At 68.7% G+C, this 16,378-nt stretch carries 14 protein-coding genes; 7 read left to right on the top strand and 7 right to left on the bottom strand.

The annotated features are described in order from the left end of the window. A partial coding sequence (locus tag ACFWMR_RS26480) for a HAMP domain-containing protein (RefSeq protein WP_378380304.1) occupies window positions 1-3,849 on the top strand: 3,849 nt, incomplete at its 5' end. Between the two features lie 8 nt (window positions 3,850-3,857). Here the strand turns inward: ACFWMR_RS26480 and ACFWMR_RS26475 are convergent. Beyond that, a complete protein-coding gene (locus ACFWMR_RS26475; protein ID WP_378380315.1) occupies window positions 3,858-4,232 on the bottom strand; it encodes a response regulator in 375 nt (124 codons plus the stop codon). 101 nt (window positions 4,233-4,333) lie between these two features. Beyond that, a complete protein-coding gene (locus ACFWMR_RS26470; protein WP_093935825.1) occupies window positions 4,334-4,639 on the bottom strand; it encodes an ANTAR domain-containing protein in 306 nt (101 codons plus the stop codon). A 190-nt stretch (window positions 4,640-4,829) separates the two neighbouring features. Here ACFWMR_RS26470 and ACFWMR_RS26465 point away from each other — a divergent pair, with 190 nt between their 5' ends. Then, the gene (locus ACFWMR_RS26465; protein WP_039918971.1) at window positions 4,830-5,462 is read left to right on the top strand and encodes a response regulator; all 633 of its coding nucleotides are present in this window, start codon (window positions 4,830-4,832) and stop codon (window positions 5,460-5,462) included. 13 nt (window positions 5,463-5,475) lie between these two features. Here the strand turns inward: ACFWMR_RS26465 and ACFWMR_RS26460 are convergent, their stop codons facing one another. Then, window positions 5,476-6,399, bottom strand: a complete 924-nt coding sequence (locus tag ACFWMR_RS26460) for an Acg family FMN-binding oxidoreductase (RefSeq protein WP_449224337.1) — start codon at window positions 6,397-6,399, stop codon at window positions 5,476-5,478. Window positions 6,400-6,584: 185 nt separating this feature from the next. Between ACFWMR_RS26460 and ACFWMR_RS26455 the strand changes: the two genes are divergently transcribed. Beyond that, the gene (locus ACFWMR_RS26455) at window positions 6,585-8,327 is read left to right on the top strand and encodes a sensor histidine kinase (protein WP_378380302.1); all 1,743 of its coding nucleotides are present in this window, start codon (window positions 6,585-6,587) and stop codon (window positions 8,325-8,327) included. Window positions 8,328-8,333: 6 nt separating this feature from the next. On the opposite strand, the gene ACFWMR_RS26450 is transcribed toward ACFWMR_RS26455, so the two are convergent. Then, window positions 8,334-8,630, bottom strand: a complete 297-nt coding sequence (locus ACFWMR_RS26450) for a dsRBD fold-containing protein (RefSeq protein WP_093935826.1) — start codon at window positions 8,628-8,630, stop codon at window positions 8,334-8,336. Window positions 8,631-8,785: 155 nt separating this feature from the next. Between ACFWMR_RS26450 and ACFWMR_RS26445 the strand changes: the two genes are divergently transcribed. From ACFWMR_RS26445 to ACFWMR_RS26435, 3 genes are all read left to right on the top strand, one after another. After that, on the top strand, window positions 8,786-9,742 hold the full coding sequence (locus ACFWMR_RS26445; protein WP_378380301.1) for an Acg family FMN-binding oxidoreductase: 957 nt from the start codon (window positions 8,786-8,788) through the stop codon (window positions 9,740-9,742). Window positions 9,743-9,828: 86 nt separating this feature from the next. Next, entirely contained in the window at window positions 9,829-10,002 is a 174-nt protein-coding gene (locus ACFWMR_RS26440) for a hypothetical protein (RefSeq protein ID WP_378380300.1), read from the top strand. Next, window positions 9,999-10,958 (top strand): DUF6528 family protein, encoded by a 960-nt coding sequence (locus tag ACFWMR_RS26435; protein WP_378380299.1) that lies wholly within the window; start codon window positions 9,999-10,001, stop codon window positions 10,956-10,958. Before ACFWMR_RS26440 ends, ACFWMR_RS26435 begins: the two co-directional genes overlap by 4 nt. A 182-nt stretch (window positions 10,959-11,140) precedes the next feature. Here ACFWMR_RS26435 and ACFWMR_RS26430 read toward each other — a convergent pair whose 3' ends face one another. Then, on the bottom strand, window positions 11,141-12,139 hold the full coding sequence (locus ACFWMR_RS26430; protein ID WP_378276157.1) for an alpha/beta fold hydrolase: 999 nt from the start codon (window positions 12,137-12,139) through the stop codon (window positions 11,141-11,143). Between the two features lie 79 nt (window positions 12,140-12,218). Continuing rightward, window positions 12,219-13,196: a GlxA family transcriptional regulator gene (locus ACFWMR_RS26425; protein WP_378380298.1), complete on the bottom strand. Its 978-nt coding sequence runs from the start codon at window positions 13,194-13,196 to the stop codon at window positions 12,219-12,221. Window positions 13,197-13,529: 333 nt separating this feature from the next. Between ACFWMR_RS26425 and ACFWMR_RS26420 the strand changes: the two genes are divergently transcribed. After that, window positions 13,530-14,156 carry a hypothetical protein gene (locus ACFWMR_RS26420; RefSeq protein WP_378380297.1) on the top strand — a complete coding sequence of 209 codons (627 nt, stop codon included), beginning with the start codon at window positions 13,530-13,532 and terminating at the stop codon, window positions 14,154-14,156. A 14-nt stretch (window positions 14,157-14,170) separates the two neighbouring features. On the opposite strand, the gene ACFWMR_RS26415 is transcribed toward ACFWMR_RS26420, so the two are convergent. Next, window positions 14,171-16,240: an AMP-binding protein gene (locus ACFWMR_RS26415; RefSeq protein ID WP_378380296.1), complete on the bottom strand. Its 2,070-nt coding sequence runs from the start codon at window positions 16,238-16,240 to the stop codon at window positions 14,171-14,173. Window positions 16,241-16,378: the final 138 nt, after the last annotated feature.

Genomic DNA, 16,378 nt, shown 5'->3' with positions numbered 1-16,378 from the left:
GATCTGTCGCAGAAGATCACGGTGGACGCGCGGGGCGAGATCCTGGAGCTGAAGAACACGATCAACACGATGGTGGATCAGTTGTCGTCGTTCGCCGACGAGGTCACCCGGGTCGCCAGGGAAGTCGGGACCGAGGGCGCGCTCGGCGGACAGGCCCAGGTGCCAGGGGTGGCGGGGACCTGGCGGGATCTGACGACGTCGGTGAACTTCATGGCGGGCAACCTCACCGCGCAGGTGCGGTCGATCGCCCAGGTGGCCACGGCGGTGGCGAAGGGCGATCTGTCGCAGAAGATCACGGTGGACGCGCGGGGCGAGATCCTGGAGCTGAAGAACACGATCAACACGATGGTGGATCAGTTGTCGTCGTTCGCGGACGAGGTGACGCGGGTGGCGCGTGAGGTGGGGACGGAGGGGCGGCTGGGTGGTCAGGCGGACGTCAAGGGTGTGTCGGGGACGTGGAAGGGCCTGACCGAGTCCGTGAACGTCATGGCGGACAACCTGACCGACCAGGTCCGCTCCATCGCCGAAGTCACCACGGCGGTGGCGAAGGGCGACCTGTCCCAGAAGATCCGCGTCGACGCGCGGGGCGAGATCCTGGAACTCAAGGACACGATCAACACGATGGTCGGCCAGTTGTCGTCGTTCGCGGACGAGGTGACGCGGGTGGCGCGTGAGGTGGGGACGGAGGGGCGGCTGGGTGGTCAAGCGGACGTCAAGGGTGTGTCGGGGACGTGGAAGGGCCTGACCATGTCCGTCAATGTCATGGCGGACAACCTGACCGACCAGGTGCGTTCGATCGCCCAGGTCGCCACCGCGGTCGCGAGAGGGGATCTGTCCCAGAAGATCACCGTCGAGGCCAAGGGCGAGGTCGCTGCACTCGCGCAGACGATCAACACGATGGTCGACACCCTGTCGGCGTTCGCCGACGAGGTCACCCGGGTGGCGCGCGAGGTCGGTACCGAAGGCATCCTCGGCGGGCAGGCGCGGGTGCCGAACGTCGCCGGTACCTGGAAGGACCTCACCGACAACGTCAACTCGATGGCGAACAACCTCACCGGCCAGGTCCGCAACATCGCCCAGGTGACCACCGCGGTCGCCCAGGGCGACCTATCCCGCAAGATCGACGTCGACGCGCGGGGCGAGATCCTGGAGCTCAAGACCACCATCAACACGATGGTCGACCAGCTCTCCGCGTTCGCCGCGGAGGTCACACGGGTCGCCCGTGAGGTCGGCAGCGAGGGACGGCTCGGCGGGCAGGCCGAGGTCGAAGGTGTTTCGGGCACCTGGAAGCGGCTGACCGAGAACGTCAACGAGCTGGCCGGGAACCTGACACGTCAGGTCCGCGCGATCGCCGAGGTCACCAGCGCGGTGGCCACCGGTGACCTCACCCGGTCGATCTCCGTCGAGGCACAGGGTGAGGTCGCGGAACTGAAGGACAACATCAACGCGATGGTGCAGTCGCTGCGCGAGACCACGCGGGCGAACGAGGAACAGGACTGGCTCAACACCAACCTCGCGCGGATCTCGGGCCTGATGCAGGGGCATCGGGACCTGCGGGTGGTGGCGACGTTGATCATGAACGAGCTGACCCCGCTGGTCGGCGCGCAGCACGGGACATTGTTCCTCACCGAGTCCGGCGAGAACGGCATGCGGCTGCGGCTGATCACCAGCTACGGGCACAGCGAGGACCCGGGCTCACCGTCGGACTTCGCGATGGGGCAGTCGCTGATCGGGCAGGCCGCGCAGACCAAGAAACCGATCGTGGTGGACCGGACGCCACCGGACTTCGTGAAGATCTCGTCCAGCCTCGGCTCCGCCCCGCCGGTCACCTTGATCGTGCTGCCGATCGTCTTCGAGGACCAGGTGCTCGGCGTCATCGAACTGGCGTCATTCGGGGAGTTCACCGCCGTCCGCAAGGATTTCCTCGAACAACTGATGGAGACCATCGGCGTCAACGTCAACACCATCATCGCCAACGCGCGGACAGACTCGCTGCTGGAGGAGTCCCAGCGGCTGGCACAGGAACTGCAAGCGCGATCGGAGGAACTCCAGGCGCAGCAGGCGAAACTCCAGGTGTCCAACGCGGAGCTGGAGGAGAAGGCCGAACTGCTCGCGCAGCAGAACCGAGACATCGAGGTGAAGAACTTCGAAATCGAGCAGGCGCGACAGGAAATCGAAGAACGCGCGCAGCAGCTCGCGCTGGCGTCGAAGTACAAGTCGGAGTTCCTGGCCAACATGTCGCACGAACTCCGGACGCCGTTGACCAGTCTGCTGATCCTCGCCGGCGTTCTGTCGCAGAACTCGACCCAGAACCTGACTCCCAAACAGGTCGAGTTCGCCAAGGTGATCCAGTCCGCGGGCACCGACCTGTTGCAACTGATCAACGACATCCTCGACCTGTCGAAGGTCGAGGCGGGCAAGATGGACATCCACCACGAGCCGTTCCCGCTGCGCCAGCTGCTCGACTACGTCGGCACGACGTTCCGCCCGCTGACCGCGGAGAAAGGGCTGGACTTCCAGGTCACGGTGGAGCCCGACGTGCCGGAACTGCTGTTCACCGACGAGCAGCGACTCCGGCAGGTGCTGCGGAACCTGCTGTCGAACGCGGTCAAGTTCACCGAAGACGGCAGCGTCGAGCTGCGGGTCAAGCTGGTCGACACCATCGTCTGGTCGGCGAGCGGGTCACCGCACGAGTCACTGGTGGCCTTCAGTGTGATCGACACCGGGATCGGGATCGCCGAAGAGAACCTCGATTCGATCTTCGGCGCCTTCCAGCAGGCCGACGGCACCACCAGCCGCAAGTACGGCGGGACCGGGCTCGGCCTGTCGATCAGCCGCGAGGTCGCGTACCTGCTCGGCGGCGAGATCCGGGCGGACAGCGTGCTGGGGACGGGCAGTACGTTCACCCTCTACCTGCCGGTGGCCCGGTTCACCGCGCACCCGGGCCATGGCGGCGAGCCCAGTGCGGACAACGCCGAGGCGGAGCGGCGGGTCCTGGTGGTGGAGAGCGAGCAGAACAGCCTGCTGACCCTGCTCGCCCGCGGGGTCGCGGCCGATGTCGCGGACAGTCACGGGTCCGTCCAGGTCCGGGCGGTGGCCAGTCCGGCGGAAGCGTTCGAGGAATTGAAGCGCGACAGCTATCGCTGCGTCGTGCTGGACACCAGCATCCCCGGAACGAGCGCGTTGACCTTCCTCAAACGGCTCGCCGAAGGACCGGATCCTGTCGAGGTTCCGGTGCTGGCGTACGCGACGCGCAAGCTCAGCGCCGCGCAGGACCGGTTGCTGCACAGCCACGCGCGGGTCCATCCCGTCGAACTGCTGCCGTCACTGGACACGCTGCGGGAGCGCATCATGCTGCACATCTCGGCCAGCGAGCTCGAAGGCATCCTCCCGCTGATGCATCAACCCGAAGGGCCTCCGGCGACCCTGGAGGAGACGGCGAACGCCGCCGATCCGCCTGCCGGACCGCCGCGTCTGCAAGGGCGCAAGGTCCTGCTGGTCGACGACGACGCCCGCAACGTGTTCGCGATCTCGGGCATGCTCGAACTGCACGGCCTGTCGGTCGTGCACGCGCCCAACGGCCGCAAGGGAATCGAGCAACTGCTGTCCGACGACGACATCGACCTGATCCTGATGGACGTGATGATGCCGGAGATGGACGGCCACGCGACGACGGCGGCGATCCGCGAGATGCCGAAGTTCGCCGGCCTGCCGATCATCACCGTGACCGCGAAGGCGATGGAAGGGGACCGCGAGAAGAGCCTCGCCGCCGGGGCGAGCGACTACGTCACCAAACCCGTGAACGCGGAGGAACTGCTGGCTTGTATGGAACGCTGGCTCGCGGACTGACGTCCGGGCTACTCCGTCCCGTTGGCGCTGTTCGCGCAGAGGCGGCGGATGGCCGCGACGATCTCGGTGTTCGGGCTGCCCTTCACGAGGTACTCGGTGACGCCGGCGGACGCCATCTGGGCGATGGACCGGGTGTCACTGTGCGCGGAGAACGCCAACAACCGAGTCTGGGGCACCCGGCGCCTGATCTCCCTCGCCATCCACGCGCCGCCCCCACCGGGGATCCGCACGTCCAGCACGGCGACCTCGGGGACCAGCAGTTCCGCGAGCGCGACCGCTTCTCCCGCGTTCAGCGCGACGGCGACCACGTCGATGTCCGGCTCGGTCTCCAGAAGAGCGCGCAAAGCATCGCCGATGACCGGGTTGTCGTCCGCGACGAGCACCCGAAGTCTGGGGGGCGGCGTTCGGTTCATCACCCAATCCGTGCCCGCGTCGTTCGTGGCGCCGGTGGCGGTCGCGGGCCCCCCTCCGAGCATGGCGTGGCTCAGCAAGAGATTCGTCGATCGCCTTCGCTCGGCTGTTCGACGAGCGTCCTGGCGACGTCGTGGATCTTCATGTTGTTGTTGCGGCAGAACGAACGCAGCAGCTCGAACGCCGCGTCGATGTCGATTTGGTAACGCTCGGCGAGGATTCCCTTGGCCTGTTCGATGGGCAGGCGGTGGTCCAGCGCGTACTGCAGTTGTTCGGCCCGGGTCCGGTAGAAGCGGAGACGGTTGCGCATGGCCGCGACGTCGTCGGTCGGGTCGGGAGAGCCGGACGAAGCGGCCGGCGAAAGCGTGGTCTCGGACATGAGGTGATCGTCGCAGCGGCGGAACTGCTCCGGGAAGAACAGAACGTCCTGACTCGAATGATGCAAATGAACCTGGTCCGGTCGGCGGCAGCCACTCGAACGGGTGCCTAACAGGGCCCTTTGGCCTGTCGCAGTGACCGGCCGTGCGCCGTACGCTCTTCCTTCGAGGAGGGAAACCGTGGAGGTCGGAATGCTCCGGGTGTTTCTGGTCGACGACCACGAGGTGGTCCGTCGAGGGGTCGCGGACATGCTGGAGGAGGACGCTGGACTGTGCGTTGTCGGCCAAGCCGCCACTTTTTCCCAGGCGCTGGCAAGGATCCCGGCGCTGCGGCCGGACGTCGCGGTGCTCGACGTGCGGCTGCCGGACGGCAACGGCGTGGAACTCGCCAGGGAACTGCGATCCAAGATCCCCGAGCTGAAATGCCTGATGCTCACGTCCTACACCGACGAACAGGCGATGCTGGACGCGATCATGGCCGGCGCGAGCGGGTACGTGATCAAGGACATCCGGGGGATGGACCTGGTGGCCGCGGTCAAGGAGGTCGGTCTCGGCCGGTCCCTGCTGGACGCGCGGGCCGCCGCGACGCTCATGGCGAAGTTCCGCGACGACGCCGCCAAGAAGGGACCGCTGGCAGGGCTTTCCGAACAGGAGCGCACGTTGCTGGAGCTGATCGGCGAGGGGCTGACCAACCGGCAGATCGCGGAACGGATGTTCCTCGCCGAGAAGACCGTGAAGAACTACGTCTCCCGGCTGTTGACGAAACTCGGCATGCAGCGGCGCACCCAGGCGGCCGTGCTCGCCACGGAACTGCGACGGCAGTGAGAGTTCCGCCGGCTCAGGCGGAAACGAGCGTTTCGAGCAGGACGTCCTCCAGCGGGCGGCGCGGGGTCCACGGCAGCGGCAGTCCGTAGCCGACGCGCAGCAGCACCTGTGGCCATACCCCGCAACCGAGCAGCCTCCGGAGTTCGTCGCGGGCGGCACGGACCATGACCGGCGGCGAGATGTACGACGCGTCGAGGCCCGCGCCCGTCGCGGTGAGCAGCACGCGTTGCAGTGCCTGGCCTGCCTGGAGCCGGTCGAGCCGTTCGTCGGTCAGCGACCCGATCACCACCACCAGTGGATCCGGTCGCGAACCGTTGCCGGCGCCGCCGAATCCGTCCAGGAGCCAGCTTTCGTCGGCGGGGGAGCCGTCGGTCGCGTAGGAGGGGACCCCGTCGCGAGCCCCCGCGCCCAATCCGGTCCAGCGGTCGAGTTCGGCGACGAAATCGGGATCGGCGAGCTGGACCCGGCGGGCGCGAGAGGTGAGTTCACGGAGGTGCTGGCACTGTTCGGCGTCGAGGCTCGGCATCCACGCGTGCTCCAGTTCGGTGGCGTGGCGAAGGGTGGCGAGCGTGGACCGCGGGACCGCGCTGGGCAGGAACGGCCGCCGGTTGGTCCGGCGGCGGGTGATCGCGCGGGCGAGCCGGGAGACCTTCGGATCGGGAGTGCGTTCCGCGACCGGGCGGACGACGGCGAGCAGATCGGGGTCGGCACGGCTCGGCATGAGCGTCGTCGCGGGGTGGAAACCCAGTGCGTGAATCGCGGTCCGGAGGGTGAAAAGGGCGGCGCCGCACGAAAGGACGAGTTCACGCCCGTCCGGATCCGTGGCGGGGAGGATACGGCGCGGATCGGCGTGGAGTTCGATTCCGGTGCCGGCGCATCGGAAGAGCCATGGCTGGGTGTTGTGCGTCGACGGGGCCAGCGTGGCCGATCGGAGCACGGAATTCACCTGTTCGGAGTTCAAACGCCCGACCCTGGTGACTTGTATGGTCATGGTTCCCCCCGCCGCTGCGCCACGGGCAATACGGTTGTCTCGATGAGACGGTCCCCGTCCGCGGTGCGGGGCCGAAAGAGGAGAAAGTCACCACGGGCGTGAGTCGTCCCGATCTTCGGAGGCACGGCAGGATGTCGGGTCAGGACCGGCTCGGCGGAAGCGACGACCGGATCACCGGCGCGCTTTCCCAGCTGCGCGTTCGCGAGGTGCTGCGGGATCTCCAGGACCGCATCGAACGGCTCATCGGCACCCGAGACAAGATGGACGGCCTGCTCGAAGCGGTGCTGGCCGTCGCGTCGGGCCTGGAACTGGACGCGACACTGCGTCGGATCGTGGAGGCCGCGATAGACCTCGGTGAGGCCACCTACGGTGCGCTCGGGGTGATCGCGGACGACGGTTCGCTCGCCGAATTCGTCTATCTCGGTATCGACGGCGAGACCGAGCGACAGATCGGGCATCTCCCGAAAGGCCACGGACTGCTGGGTTTCGTCATCGACGAGGCGAAACCGGTGCGCCTGGCCGACATCTCGCGGCATCCCGCGTCGGTCGGATTCCCGCCGTGCCATCCGCCGATGCGGTCCTTCCTCGGAGTACCGGTCCGGGTACGCGACGAAGTGTTCGGGAATCTCTATCTGACCGAAAAACGTGGTGAGAGTTTCACCGACGACGACGAAGTGGTCGTCCAGGCGCTCGCCGCCGCGGCCGGGATCGCGATCGAGAACGCCCATCTCTACGAGCAGGCGCGGATCCGCCAGCAGTGGCAGGCCGCCACCAGTGAGGTGACCACGGAACTGCTGGGCGGCACCGACCCCGTCGAGGCGCTCAACCTGATCGCCAGCCGGGCACTGGAACTGACCGGCTCCGACCTCACTTTGCTGGCACTGCCCGGTTCTGGCAGGCTCGACGTCAGCCCGGACGGCGAGGAGGAGGCCGACGAGCTCACCATCGCCGTCTGCGCGGGCGCGCGGGCGGCGGAACTGACCGGGGTGCGGATCAGCGTCGCCGCTTCGTTGCCGGGGGCGGTCTATCGCGACCGGACCCCGCGCAGTGTGCCGGAACTGGTGCTCGGTCCCGAGGGAGAACTGAGCTTCGGCCCGACGCTCGTCGTGCCGCTCCGGGCACGGGAACGCACGTCCGGCGTGCTGATGGCGGTGCGGAACCCGGACGCGGTCCCGTTCGAGCTCGCCCAGCTGCCGGTGGTGGCCTCGTTCGCCGACCAGGCCGCGCTCGCGCTCCAGCTGGCCGCGCAGCAGCGCACGGCAAGGGAACTCGACGTGCTCGCCGATCGGGACCGGATCGCGCGGGATCTGCACGACCACGTGATCCAGCGGTTGTTCGCGGTCGGTCTCGCCATGCAGAGCACGCACCGCCGTACGCACTCGCCGGAACTGCGGCGGAGGATCGGCGACAGCATCGACCAGATGCACGAGATCGTGCACGAGATCCGCACGGCGATCTTCGACCTCCACGGCGGCGCGGCCGGCCAGCAAGGGGTGCGGCTGCGGCATCGCCTCTACGACTCGATCACCGAACTCACCGACGAGACCTCGATCCACCCGACGGTCAGCCTGTCCGGACCGCTCGACTCGATTCCCTTCCTGTTCGCCGAAAATGCCGAAGCCGTGGTGCGGGAGACGGTCGGCAACGTCGTCCGGCACGCGGGTGCGAGCGGTGTTTCGGTGAGCGTCACCGTGAAGGAGGACGTCCTGCGGATCGTGGTCACCGACGACGGCGGCGGGATCGTCGGCGCGCCCGGCACGGTCGGCGGGTTGCGGAATCTCCGTGACCGCGCGGAAAAGGCGGGCGGGACGTTCCTGGTGGAGACACGGGAAGAGGGTGGTACCAGGGTCGAGTGGTCCGCCCCCTTGCGCTGACCGCGGTCAGTTCGCCGACTGCCCGGCGAGGAGCCCGCCGGCCTCGATCGAGCGGGCGACGTCGGAGGCGACGGTCTCCAGCAGCTCCGCGGTGAGATCCGAAAGCGCCCGCGTCACCGCGAGATAGGCGCCGATCTGGGAGTTCGAACTTTCTCTCAGCCCGGCTTCCGCCAGTCCGACACCGACGAACTCACCACCGTCTTCCAGACGGAGCAACGCCTCCGCGCGTACCCGGTACTGCTCGTGGCGCAGGGAAACGTCAATGGTCCATTTGTCCGTCATCGTCGGCTCCGTTCCGGTCATCGAGACTCCCATCGCGGCCGTTCACGGCACAGGGTCCTAAGTCCTCGCTCCCTGGAATCGGGGGCGAAAGTCCCCGGGATTCGTGACCGGCGGCCGCTGCGGTCGCCGGATACCCCGGCCGAAGGTGGATCAATCCCCTTCCATCGGAGCCCACGATGAAGATCCCGTTGCCGAACCATGTCGACCAGGCGGTCGCGGCCGCCGTCCGCGCGCCGTCCCCGCTCAACACCCAGCCTTGGCGATTCGTCGCCGACCGGGACCGGATCGAGGTGTGGCTCGACCGCGCGCGGGTGCTCCGGCTCGCGGACCCGGAGGCCCGAGAGGCGCGTCTTTCCTGCGGTGCCGCGATCTTCAACCTGGTCGTCTCCTTGCGCTCCAACGGGAAGACGCTCTCGCTCCGGACGCTGCCGTCGCCAAACGAGCCCGGCCTGCTCGCCGAACTCCTGGTCGACGGCGACCGGTTCTCCTCACCCGAGGAGCGGAAACTGGCCGAAGCCGTCTTCCGTCGTCACACGAACCGCCGCCCGTTCCTCGACCGGCCGGTGCCCGCGTGGGCACGGACGACGTTGCGGGCGGCCGCGCTGGTGGAAGGCGGGCTGCTGGAGCTGTTCGGCCGAGGCGATCGGGCGAACGCTGTCGCGCGCGTGCTGCACCGGGCCGAAGCCGCGCAGGCGCGCAACGGCGCGTTCCAGGCCGAGGTCGCGCTGTGGACCCGGCGCGTGGCCAACGCCCCGGACGGCGTCCCGGCGCCGACGAAACCGCCGTCACCACACGGGATCCCCGCGCAGGAGTCCTTCTTCTCGGCCGCCACGGAAGGCGGTGAGCCGGTGCTCGGTGCGATCCTGACCGCGGACGACGGCCCCACCGCCGACCTTCGGGCCGGGATGGTGCTGCAACGGGTCCTGCTGACCGCGACGGCGGCAGGCCTGGCGACGTCGTTCGTCGGCAGGCCGTTCGAAACCCCGGAGACGCGGATCGCGATGGACCGGATCTTCGCCGACCTCGGCCGTCCCCACGCGGTGGTGCGCCTCGGATACGGCCGCCCGATGCCGATGACGGCCCGGCGTCAGGTCGGCGACGTCCTGCTGAGGAGGTCCGAGGCGACCCTCTGACCGACCCTTCCGCCTCCCCCTCGCGAGTGGTCGGCTCTCCCGCCCCCAATGTGGCATTGGGGACATTGAGCGTCCCCAATGCCACATTGGGGGCACGCATCGCCCGCAAGACCGACCGTCCGATGTGGATCTGGGCGGGCTGCGCGCTGACCAGTGTCCTGCTGCTGTTCGGCGTGGTCACCGGGGTCATCTCGTCGACACCCACGTTTCCGATCGCCGCCACCCGCCCGTCATCCTGGCCGGATTCAGTCTCCGTATGAAGATCATGAGGAATTCCTTGACGGCGCTGGCCGTCGTGGGCCTTTCGGTCGCGGCGTCCGCGCCGGCGGTGGCGGACGCGGCCGCACGCGATCGCGGTTCGATCGTCATCACCGAGCAGGCGTCGAAGCGGATCCTGGTCCTGCCCGCCGACCGGGCCTCCTGGCAGGACCGGAAGGTGAGCTGGTCGTGGGCGCCGAACGCCGCCAACGGGCTCGCGGACCTCGCCGGATCGTGGAGCAACCCGAGCGACGCGAAGCTCGCCGAACGACAGGGCGAGAAGTACCTGCTCACCTCGGCCTCGGGCGGCTTCGCGGCCGTCGTGCCGTACCCGGCGGGGGACCGGGCGTACTGGGCCGCCAACGTAGGAGGGCCCGCCAACCCTCACAGCATCGAGCTGCTGCCGGACGGCAACGTCGCGGTGGCGGCCAGCACCGGTGGCTGGGTGCGGATCTACGCCGCTTCGCAGGGACAGCGCTCGACGACCTACGCCGAGTACCCGCTGGTGGGGGCGCACGGCGTCGTATGGGACGCGGGCCGGAACGTGTTGTGGGCGCTGGGCACCGACGCCCTGGTCGCGGTGAGCGTCGGCGGCACCCCCGCCGCGCCGGTGATCACCGAGCAACGGCGCGTACCGGTGCCGAGCAAGGGCGGGCACGACCTCCAGCCGGTCCCGCACCGGCCGGACCTGCTGTGGGTGACCACGGAAGCGGGCGTCTACCAGTTCTCGAAGACGAGCGGCGGGTTCACCCAGCGCTTCGCGGGCGCACGGGAGATCGACCGGCCGCACGTGAAGAGTGTCTCGACGAACCCGCGGACCGGACAGATCCTGACGGCTTCGATCCAGGACGGGCACCTGTGCACCTGGTGCACGGACACCGTCCGGCTGGCCTTTCCACGCGCCGAGCTGGCGCTGCACGGCGCGTGGATCTACAAGGCCCGCTGGTGGATCGGTTGAGCGGTACTTCCTGATCGGTACTTCCATGTCGGTACCGGCCGTTCGGGGGGCTGCCCGGCCGGTACCGACACACCAGAGAAGAGGGGGTCCCGTCGCGAGAATGACGCCTGGCCGCGTCTTTCACCTGACCGAGTGAATTGAGCCGTTCGGAGCGCGCCGTTGACCCGTTCGGGGTATAGGCCTCACCCGAGGAAGGCTTGCAGTTCGTCGATGACCGTCTTCGGCTGCTCTTCGGCGACGAAGTGGCCGGAACCGGAGATCTTCCGCACCCGCACGTCGGTGGCCTTGGACGGCAGGACCGCGGCGAGGTAGTCGTAGTTGAACTCCGAACCCAGCCCCAGCATCGGCGCGGTGATCTTCCCGTAGGCCTTCTGGTCCTCGATGTCCTTGCCGAACGCTTGGTAGTAGCCGTTCCCGGCGCGGATCGCGTCCGGACGGTCGTACGCGGCGGCGTAGATCGCCCGGTCCCGGTCGCCGACCGAGGCCGGATCGGCCGTCAGGTGATCGAGCATCCAGTCGATGAGGAAGCGCGAGCGGCCGGCCAGCAGCTGTTCGGGCAGTGTGGCGACCTGGTTGAAGGCGAACCACCAGACGTTCACCGGCTGTCCGGGCGGGGCCAGCATCGGGATCTGGTACAGGCTTTCGTCGGGATGCGAGACGTCCATGAGCGTGACGGTCTTGGTCGCGTCGGGGTGGTTGGCGGCGAAGCTGAACGCGACCATGGCGCCGATGTCGTGCCCGGCGATGTGCGCCTTGCGGTAGCCCAGCGACCGGACGAGCTCGAAGATGTCGCGAGCCATCGTCTTCTTGTCGTAGCCGCCTTGCGGCTTGCCCGATCCGCCCATGCCCCGCAGGTCGACGGCGATCACGCGGTACCGCTTCGCCAGCGTCGGCATGATCCGGCGGTACTGCCACCAGGTCTCCGGCCAGCCCGGCACCAGGATCAGCGGTTCGCCCCGGCCGCCGGCGACGTAGTGCAGCCGGACGCCGTTGACCTGGGCGTACTCGCTGCGGAACCCGCCGGGCAGGGACCGGGCGAGTTCCGCGTCGCCGGGAGTGCCGGGCTGACCCGCCTGGGCTGCCTCGGCGATGCCGCCCGAGGCGACCAACGCGGCCGCGGCACCCGCGCCGAGGGTGAGCATGGACCGGCGGTTGAGGAAGGAACGGCTGTTTTCGGTCATGCCGTTGATCGTGGCCCGCCGCGGTGCCCGGCCGTGAGCGGTGTTTTCGCCAACGGGGGTCGGTTTTGAGACAGTCCGTTCAGGACATCATCGGTTCGAGGACGCCCAGCCTGGTCCCGAACGTCTCCCGGTAGGCCACCGGGGTCACCCCGACCTGCCGCCGGAAGTGCGGCCGGAGCGCGGCGGAGGAGGAGAACCCGCAGTACCTGGCGATCTCGTCGACCGGCAGGTCGGTGGATTCGAGCAGCTGCTGCGCGCGGATGACCCGCTGGTGAGTGAGCCACGTACCGGGCGCGGCGCCGGTGATCTCGCGGAACCGGCGGTCGTAGTTGCGCCTGCTCATATGCGCCCGCCTGGCGAGCTCCTCGACCGGGAGCGCGGTGTCGAGCCGGGTGAGTGCCCAGGCCATCGTCTCCGACACCGGGTCGCCCTCGTCGAGTTCCGGCATCGGCGATTCGATGTACTGGGCCTGCCCGCCGGGCCGGTGCGGCGGCACGACCATGCCCTTCGCCAGCCGGTTCGCCACCTCAGCGCCGCACCATGAGCGGATGAGGTGCAGGCCGAGGTCCATCCCCGCGGCGCCGCCGCCCGCGGTCAGGATGTCGCCGTCGTCGATGTAGAGCACCGATTCGTCGAGCCGGACGGCGGGGAACCGGGCGGCGAGCAGCGGCGCCATCGCCCAGTGCGTGGTCGCGGGGCGCCCGTCGAGCAGCCCGGCGGCGGCGAGCACGAAGGCGCCGCTGCACAGTCCGGCCACCCGGGCACCCCGGTCATGGGCCGTGCGGAGCGCCTCCAACGCCGCTTCCGGCGGATCCTCCATCGGCGATCGCCAGTTCGGGACCAGCACCAGGTCCGCGTCCCGGACGGTGTCGAGGTCTTCGGGGACCGGGACGGTCAGGCCGCCACCCCGCAGGGCGGCGTCCGGTTCGCCGCCGACGACCTTGAGTTCGAGGTCGGGCAGCTCCCCGAAGGCCGAGGCCATTTCGAACACCCCGAACGCGAAGGACATCGCACCGAGTGACGCCCCGTTGAAGACCACCACCGCCAGCCGTCTCATGGCCCGATTCTAAAGACCGTCGAGAGTGGACATGGCGCTTTTCGAGGAGAAAGGCGGGCAGACGGGGACTCTCGTCGTCGCGGCCGCGTATGGGTCCGGTCCGTGAAGGCCTCCTTGCCTACCTTGAGGGTAGTGAAGGAGGCCTTCACTACCCTCGCACCCTGCCCCAGTACATAAAGGTCCCCTTCCTTGCGCTAGGTGTAGTGACCATGGAGGTTGAGCGGCGTGTTGGGTTGGTCATGACGAAGACCTCCGTGCGTGGAGCTGGTTTTCGACTGTCCGAAGGGGACGGTAGATTTCCGGCGCACAGGTTGCTCGGGGAAGGAATCATCGATGTCGTATCCACAGGGACCGCAAGGACCGCAGTGGGGCCAGGGTCAACCGCAGCAGGGCTACCCCCAGCAACCGCCACCCCAGCAGTACCCGCAGCAGCAGTACCCCCAGCAGGGTTACCCGCCACCGGGCTACGGCGCGCCGCAGTTCCCCGGTCAGCAGCCGCCGAAGAAGGGCAACGGCCTGTTGATCGGGCTGATCGGCGGCGGTGCCGCGCTCGTGGTGGTCGTCTTCGTGATCCTCGCGTTCGTGGCACCCGGTTTCCTGTTGAGCGACAGCAAGTCCTCCAAGACCGCGAGCGCGCCGCAGACCCCGCTGAGCCTCGACTGGGGGCCGGTGCTGGCGGGCAAGTTCATGCTCGCGGTGTTCGGCGACGAGCCCGACAAGGCCGCCGAGTCGGCTTGCGCGGACGCCAAGGACAAGGTCCGTCAGGCGGCGAAGGAGTACGGCGACCGCAACGCGTCGCTCACCGCGAAAGACCCGCGTGAGGCGAGTCCGGACCTGATCGTGGTGACGATGTCCGGAACGCTGAACTACGAGTCGGAGTTCAGCGGGACGATGGAGGTCCGGCGGGAGGCGGGCGACAAGTACTGCATCTCCTCGGTTTCGCCGGTTCCCGCGGGCTGAGTCCACAAAGGACGCTACTGGTCGATCGGCCAGGTCTCGTCCTTCAGCAACCGTTTGAGCACCTTCCCGGTCGCGTTGCGCGGCAGCTCCTCCACGAAGTACACGTCCCGCGGCACCGCGAAGCGGGCCAGCCGCCGGTGGATGTACGCGCGGACGTCCTCCGCGCTCATCCGGGCACCCCGTTTCGGGACGATGTACGCCGCGAACCGTTGCCCGAACTCGCGATCCGGCACACCGATCACGGCAGCTTCGTGGACGCCGGGCAGCGCGACGATGGCTTCCTCGACCGGGCGAGGGGACACGTTCTCCCCGCCGGACACGATCATCTCGTCCGCCCGGCCGGTGACGAAGAGGCGCCCCGAGGCGTCCTGGTAGCCGACGTCGCCGGTCGCCATCAGCTCTTCCGCGCGCGGCACGCTGGCGCCGTCGGTGTAGCCCTCGAACAGCATGTCGTTGCCGACGAAGATCTGTCCTTCCCAGCCCGGCGGGACCCGGTTGTGGTCGTCGTCGAGGATGGCGACGCGGGTGCCGGGCGGGCAGCGGCCGGCGGTGGTCGGCGCGGCGCGGAGGTCTTCGGGGGTGGCGATGCTGGCCCAGGAAACCTCAGTGGAGCCGTAGAAGTTGTAGAGCACATCGCCGAAAGTGTCCATGAACTCGGTGACGATCGTCCCCGGCAACGCGGATCCGCTGCTGGCGACGATCCGCAGCGACGACAAGTCGTACCGGGTGCGGATCCGTTCGGGCAGATCGAGGATGCGCTGCAACATGATGGGGACGGCGAACAGCACGCCGCAGCGGTGTTCGGCGATGGTCCTCAGGATCTCTTCGGCGTCGAAGCGGCGGATCAGCGACAACGACGCGCGGACGGCCATCCCGATCTGCATCCCGGCCAGCCCCCAGCTGTGGAACAGGGGCGCGGCCACCACGAAACGGTCTCCGCTGTGGAGCGGGATGCGGTCCAGCATGGCGGCCGACGTCGCGAGGCCCTTCGGCGTCGGACGACGTGCGCCCTTGGGGGTGCCCGTGGTACCCGAAGTGAGGACGACGAGCCTGCCGATCCGGTCCGCCGGTTTGAGTTTGGTGGCGGGCACCCCGGCGATCAGCTGGTCGACCGTCGGGTAGCCGTTCTCGGTTTCCGGCCACGTGGACAGCCTCAGGAAGTCGCCGGGGATCCCCGCGATGACCTGTGAGAACTCGTCGTCGGCGAGCACCGCGACCGGTTTGTGCAGGCCGACGACGTCCGCGACGGCGCCGGCGGAAAGCCCGGTGTTGAGCAGGATCGCGTCCACGCCGAGCTTGCTGCACGCGATGAGCGCCTCGACCATCGTGGCGTGGTTGCGGCACAACAGGGCGATCCGGTCGCGGGAGCGGACCCCGCGCGCCGCGAGCGCGTTCGCGAGCTGGTTGCTGCGATCCGCCGTCTGCTTGAACGTCCGGACGTTGCGTTCGTCGTGCAGCGCGACGTCGTCGGGCACCCGGGCGGCGTTGGCACCGTAGCCGCCCGCGACGGTGGCACCCCATTGCGACAGCGAGGTCAGCTGACGGGCGATCTTGTCCGGCCGCGCGGCCGCGATCACCCCGGCCTTGATCAGCGTGCTCGCCGTGTGCAGCGTGGTCGCCTTGGTGGGCGCCGGTTCCTCCTGGGGTGACGCCGCCCGCCCCGAAAGGTGCAGATCGATCCGCCTGGCCATCGCGCGGACGCCGCGTTTGAACGACGAGGCGGACACCAGATGCGAATGCTTCGCCGGGAGCATCAGCTGCGCGAGGAGTTCCGTGCCGCCCTCGGGGGTCTGCCGCAGCTCGATCGAGACCCAGTTCCCGTCGTCCTCGACGCCGCACCAGACGACGTGCTCACCCGGCCGCCAGACCCGGGCCTCGATGTCGCCGACGACCAGCGTGCCCGGCCGCGGTTCCAGCCGGACAAGGCACTTCGGACCGCGTCCGCGTTCGGCGGGCTGCTGGATCTCGCACCAGCTGACCTCCGCGACGAACCTCGAGTAGGACTCGGGATCGCCGATGACTTCCCAAACCTGGCCGGGAGCATGCCCGAGAATCGAGCTCGCCTGGACCACATCGTCTCGCATGCGATTCGCCTCACCACGCGCGTTCGGGTGTTGACCGGGCAGCTGCCGGCGCCTCCTTCGTCGTTCGAGTTCGGCGAACTTACCAGCAATCGGCCGAACGCAATACTCCGAACGATCGCGGGTTCGCGCTCGCCCAAG

Origin of the sequence: Amycolatopsis thailandensis (assembly GCF_042723255.1) — a bacterium.
GTDB lineage: Bacteria > Actinomycetota > Actinomycetes > Mycobacteriales > Pseudonocardiaceae > Amycolatopsis > Amycolatopsis thailandensis.
This window is presented reverse-complemented; position numbering and strand designations above follow the sequence as displayed.

Bases quoted from the DNA above. Each gene is read 5' to 3' on its own strand.
- ACFWMR_RS26435 (WP_378380299.1), top strand. From the start codon at position 9,999: ATGAAGATCATGAGGAATTCCTTGACGGCGCTGGCCGTCGTGGGCCTT.
- ACFWMR_RS26455 (WP_378380302.1), top strand. From the start codon at position 6,585: ATGTCGGGTCAGGACCGGCTCGGCGGAAGCGACGACCGGATCACCGGC.
- ACFWMR_RS26445 (WP_378380301.1), top strand. From the start codon at position 8,786: ATGAAGATCCCGTTGCCGAACCATGTCGACCAGGCGGTCGCGGCCGCC.
- ACFWMR_RS26420 (WP_378380297.1), top strand. From the start codon at position 13,530: ATGTCGTATCCACAGGGACCGCAAGGACCGCAGTGGGGCCAGGGTCAA.
- ACFWMR_RS26470 (WP_093935825.1), bottom strand. From the start codon at position 4,639: ATGTCCGAGACCACGCTTTCGCCGGCCGCTTCGTCCGGCTCTCCCGAC.
- ACFWMR_RS26430 (WP_378276157.1), bottom strand. From the start codon at position 12,139: ATGACCGAAAACAGCCGTTCCTTCCTCAACCGCCGGTCCATGCTCACC.
- ACFWMR_RS26425 (WP_378380298.1), bottom strand. From the start codon at position 13,196: ATGAGACGGCTGGCGGTGGTGGTCTTCAACGGGGCGTCACTCGGTGCG.
- ACFWMR_RS26450 (WP_093935826.1), bottom strand. From the start codon at position 8,630: ATGACCGGAACGGAGCCGACGATGACGGACAAATGGACCATTGACGTT.
- ACFWMR_RS26465 (WP_039918971.1), top strand. From the start codon at position 4,830: ATGCTCCGGGTGTTTCTGGTCGACGACCACGAGGTGGTCCGTCGAGGG.
- ACFWMR_RS26415 (WP_378380296.1), bottom strand. From the start codon at position 16,240: ATGCGAGACGATGTGGTCCAGGCGAGCTCGATTCTCGGGCATGCTCCC.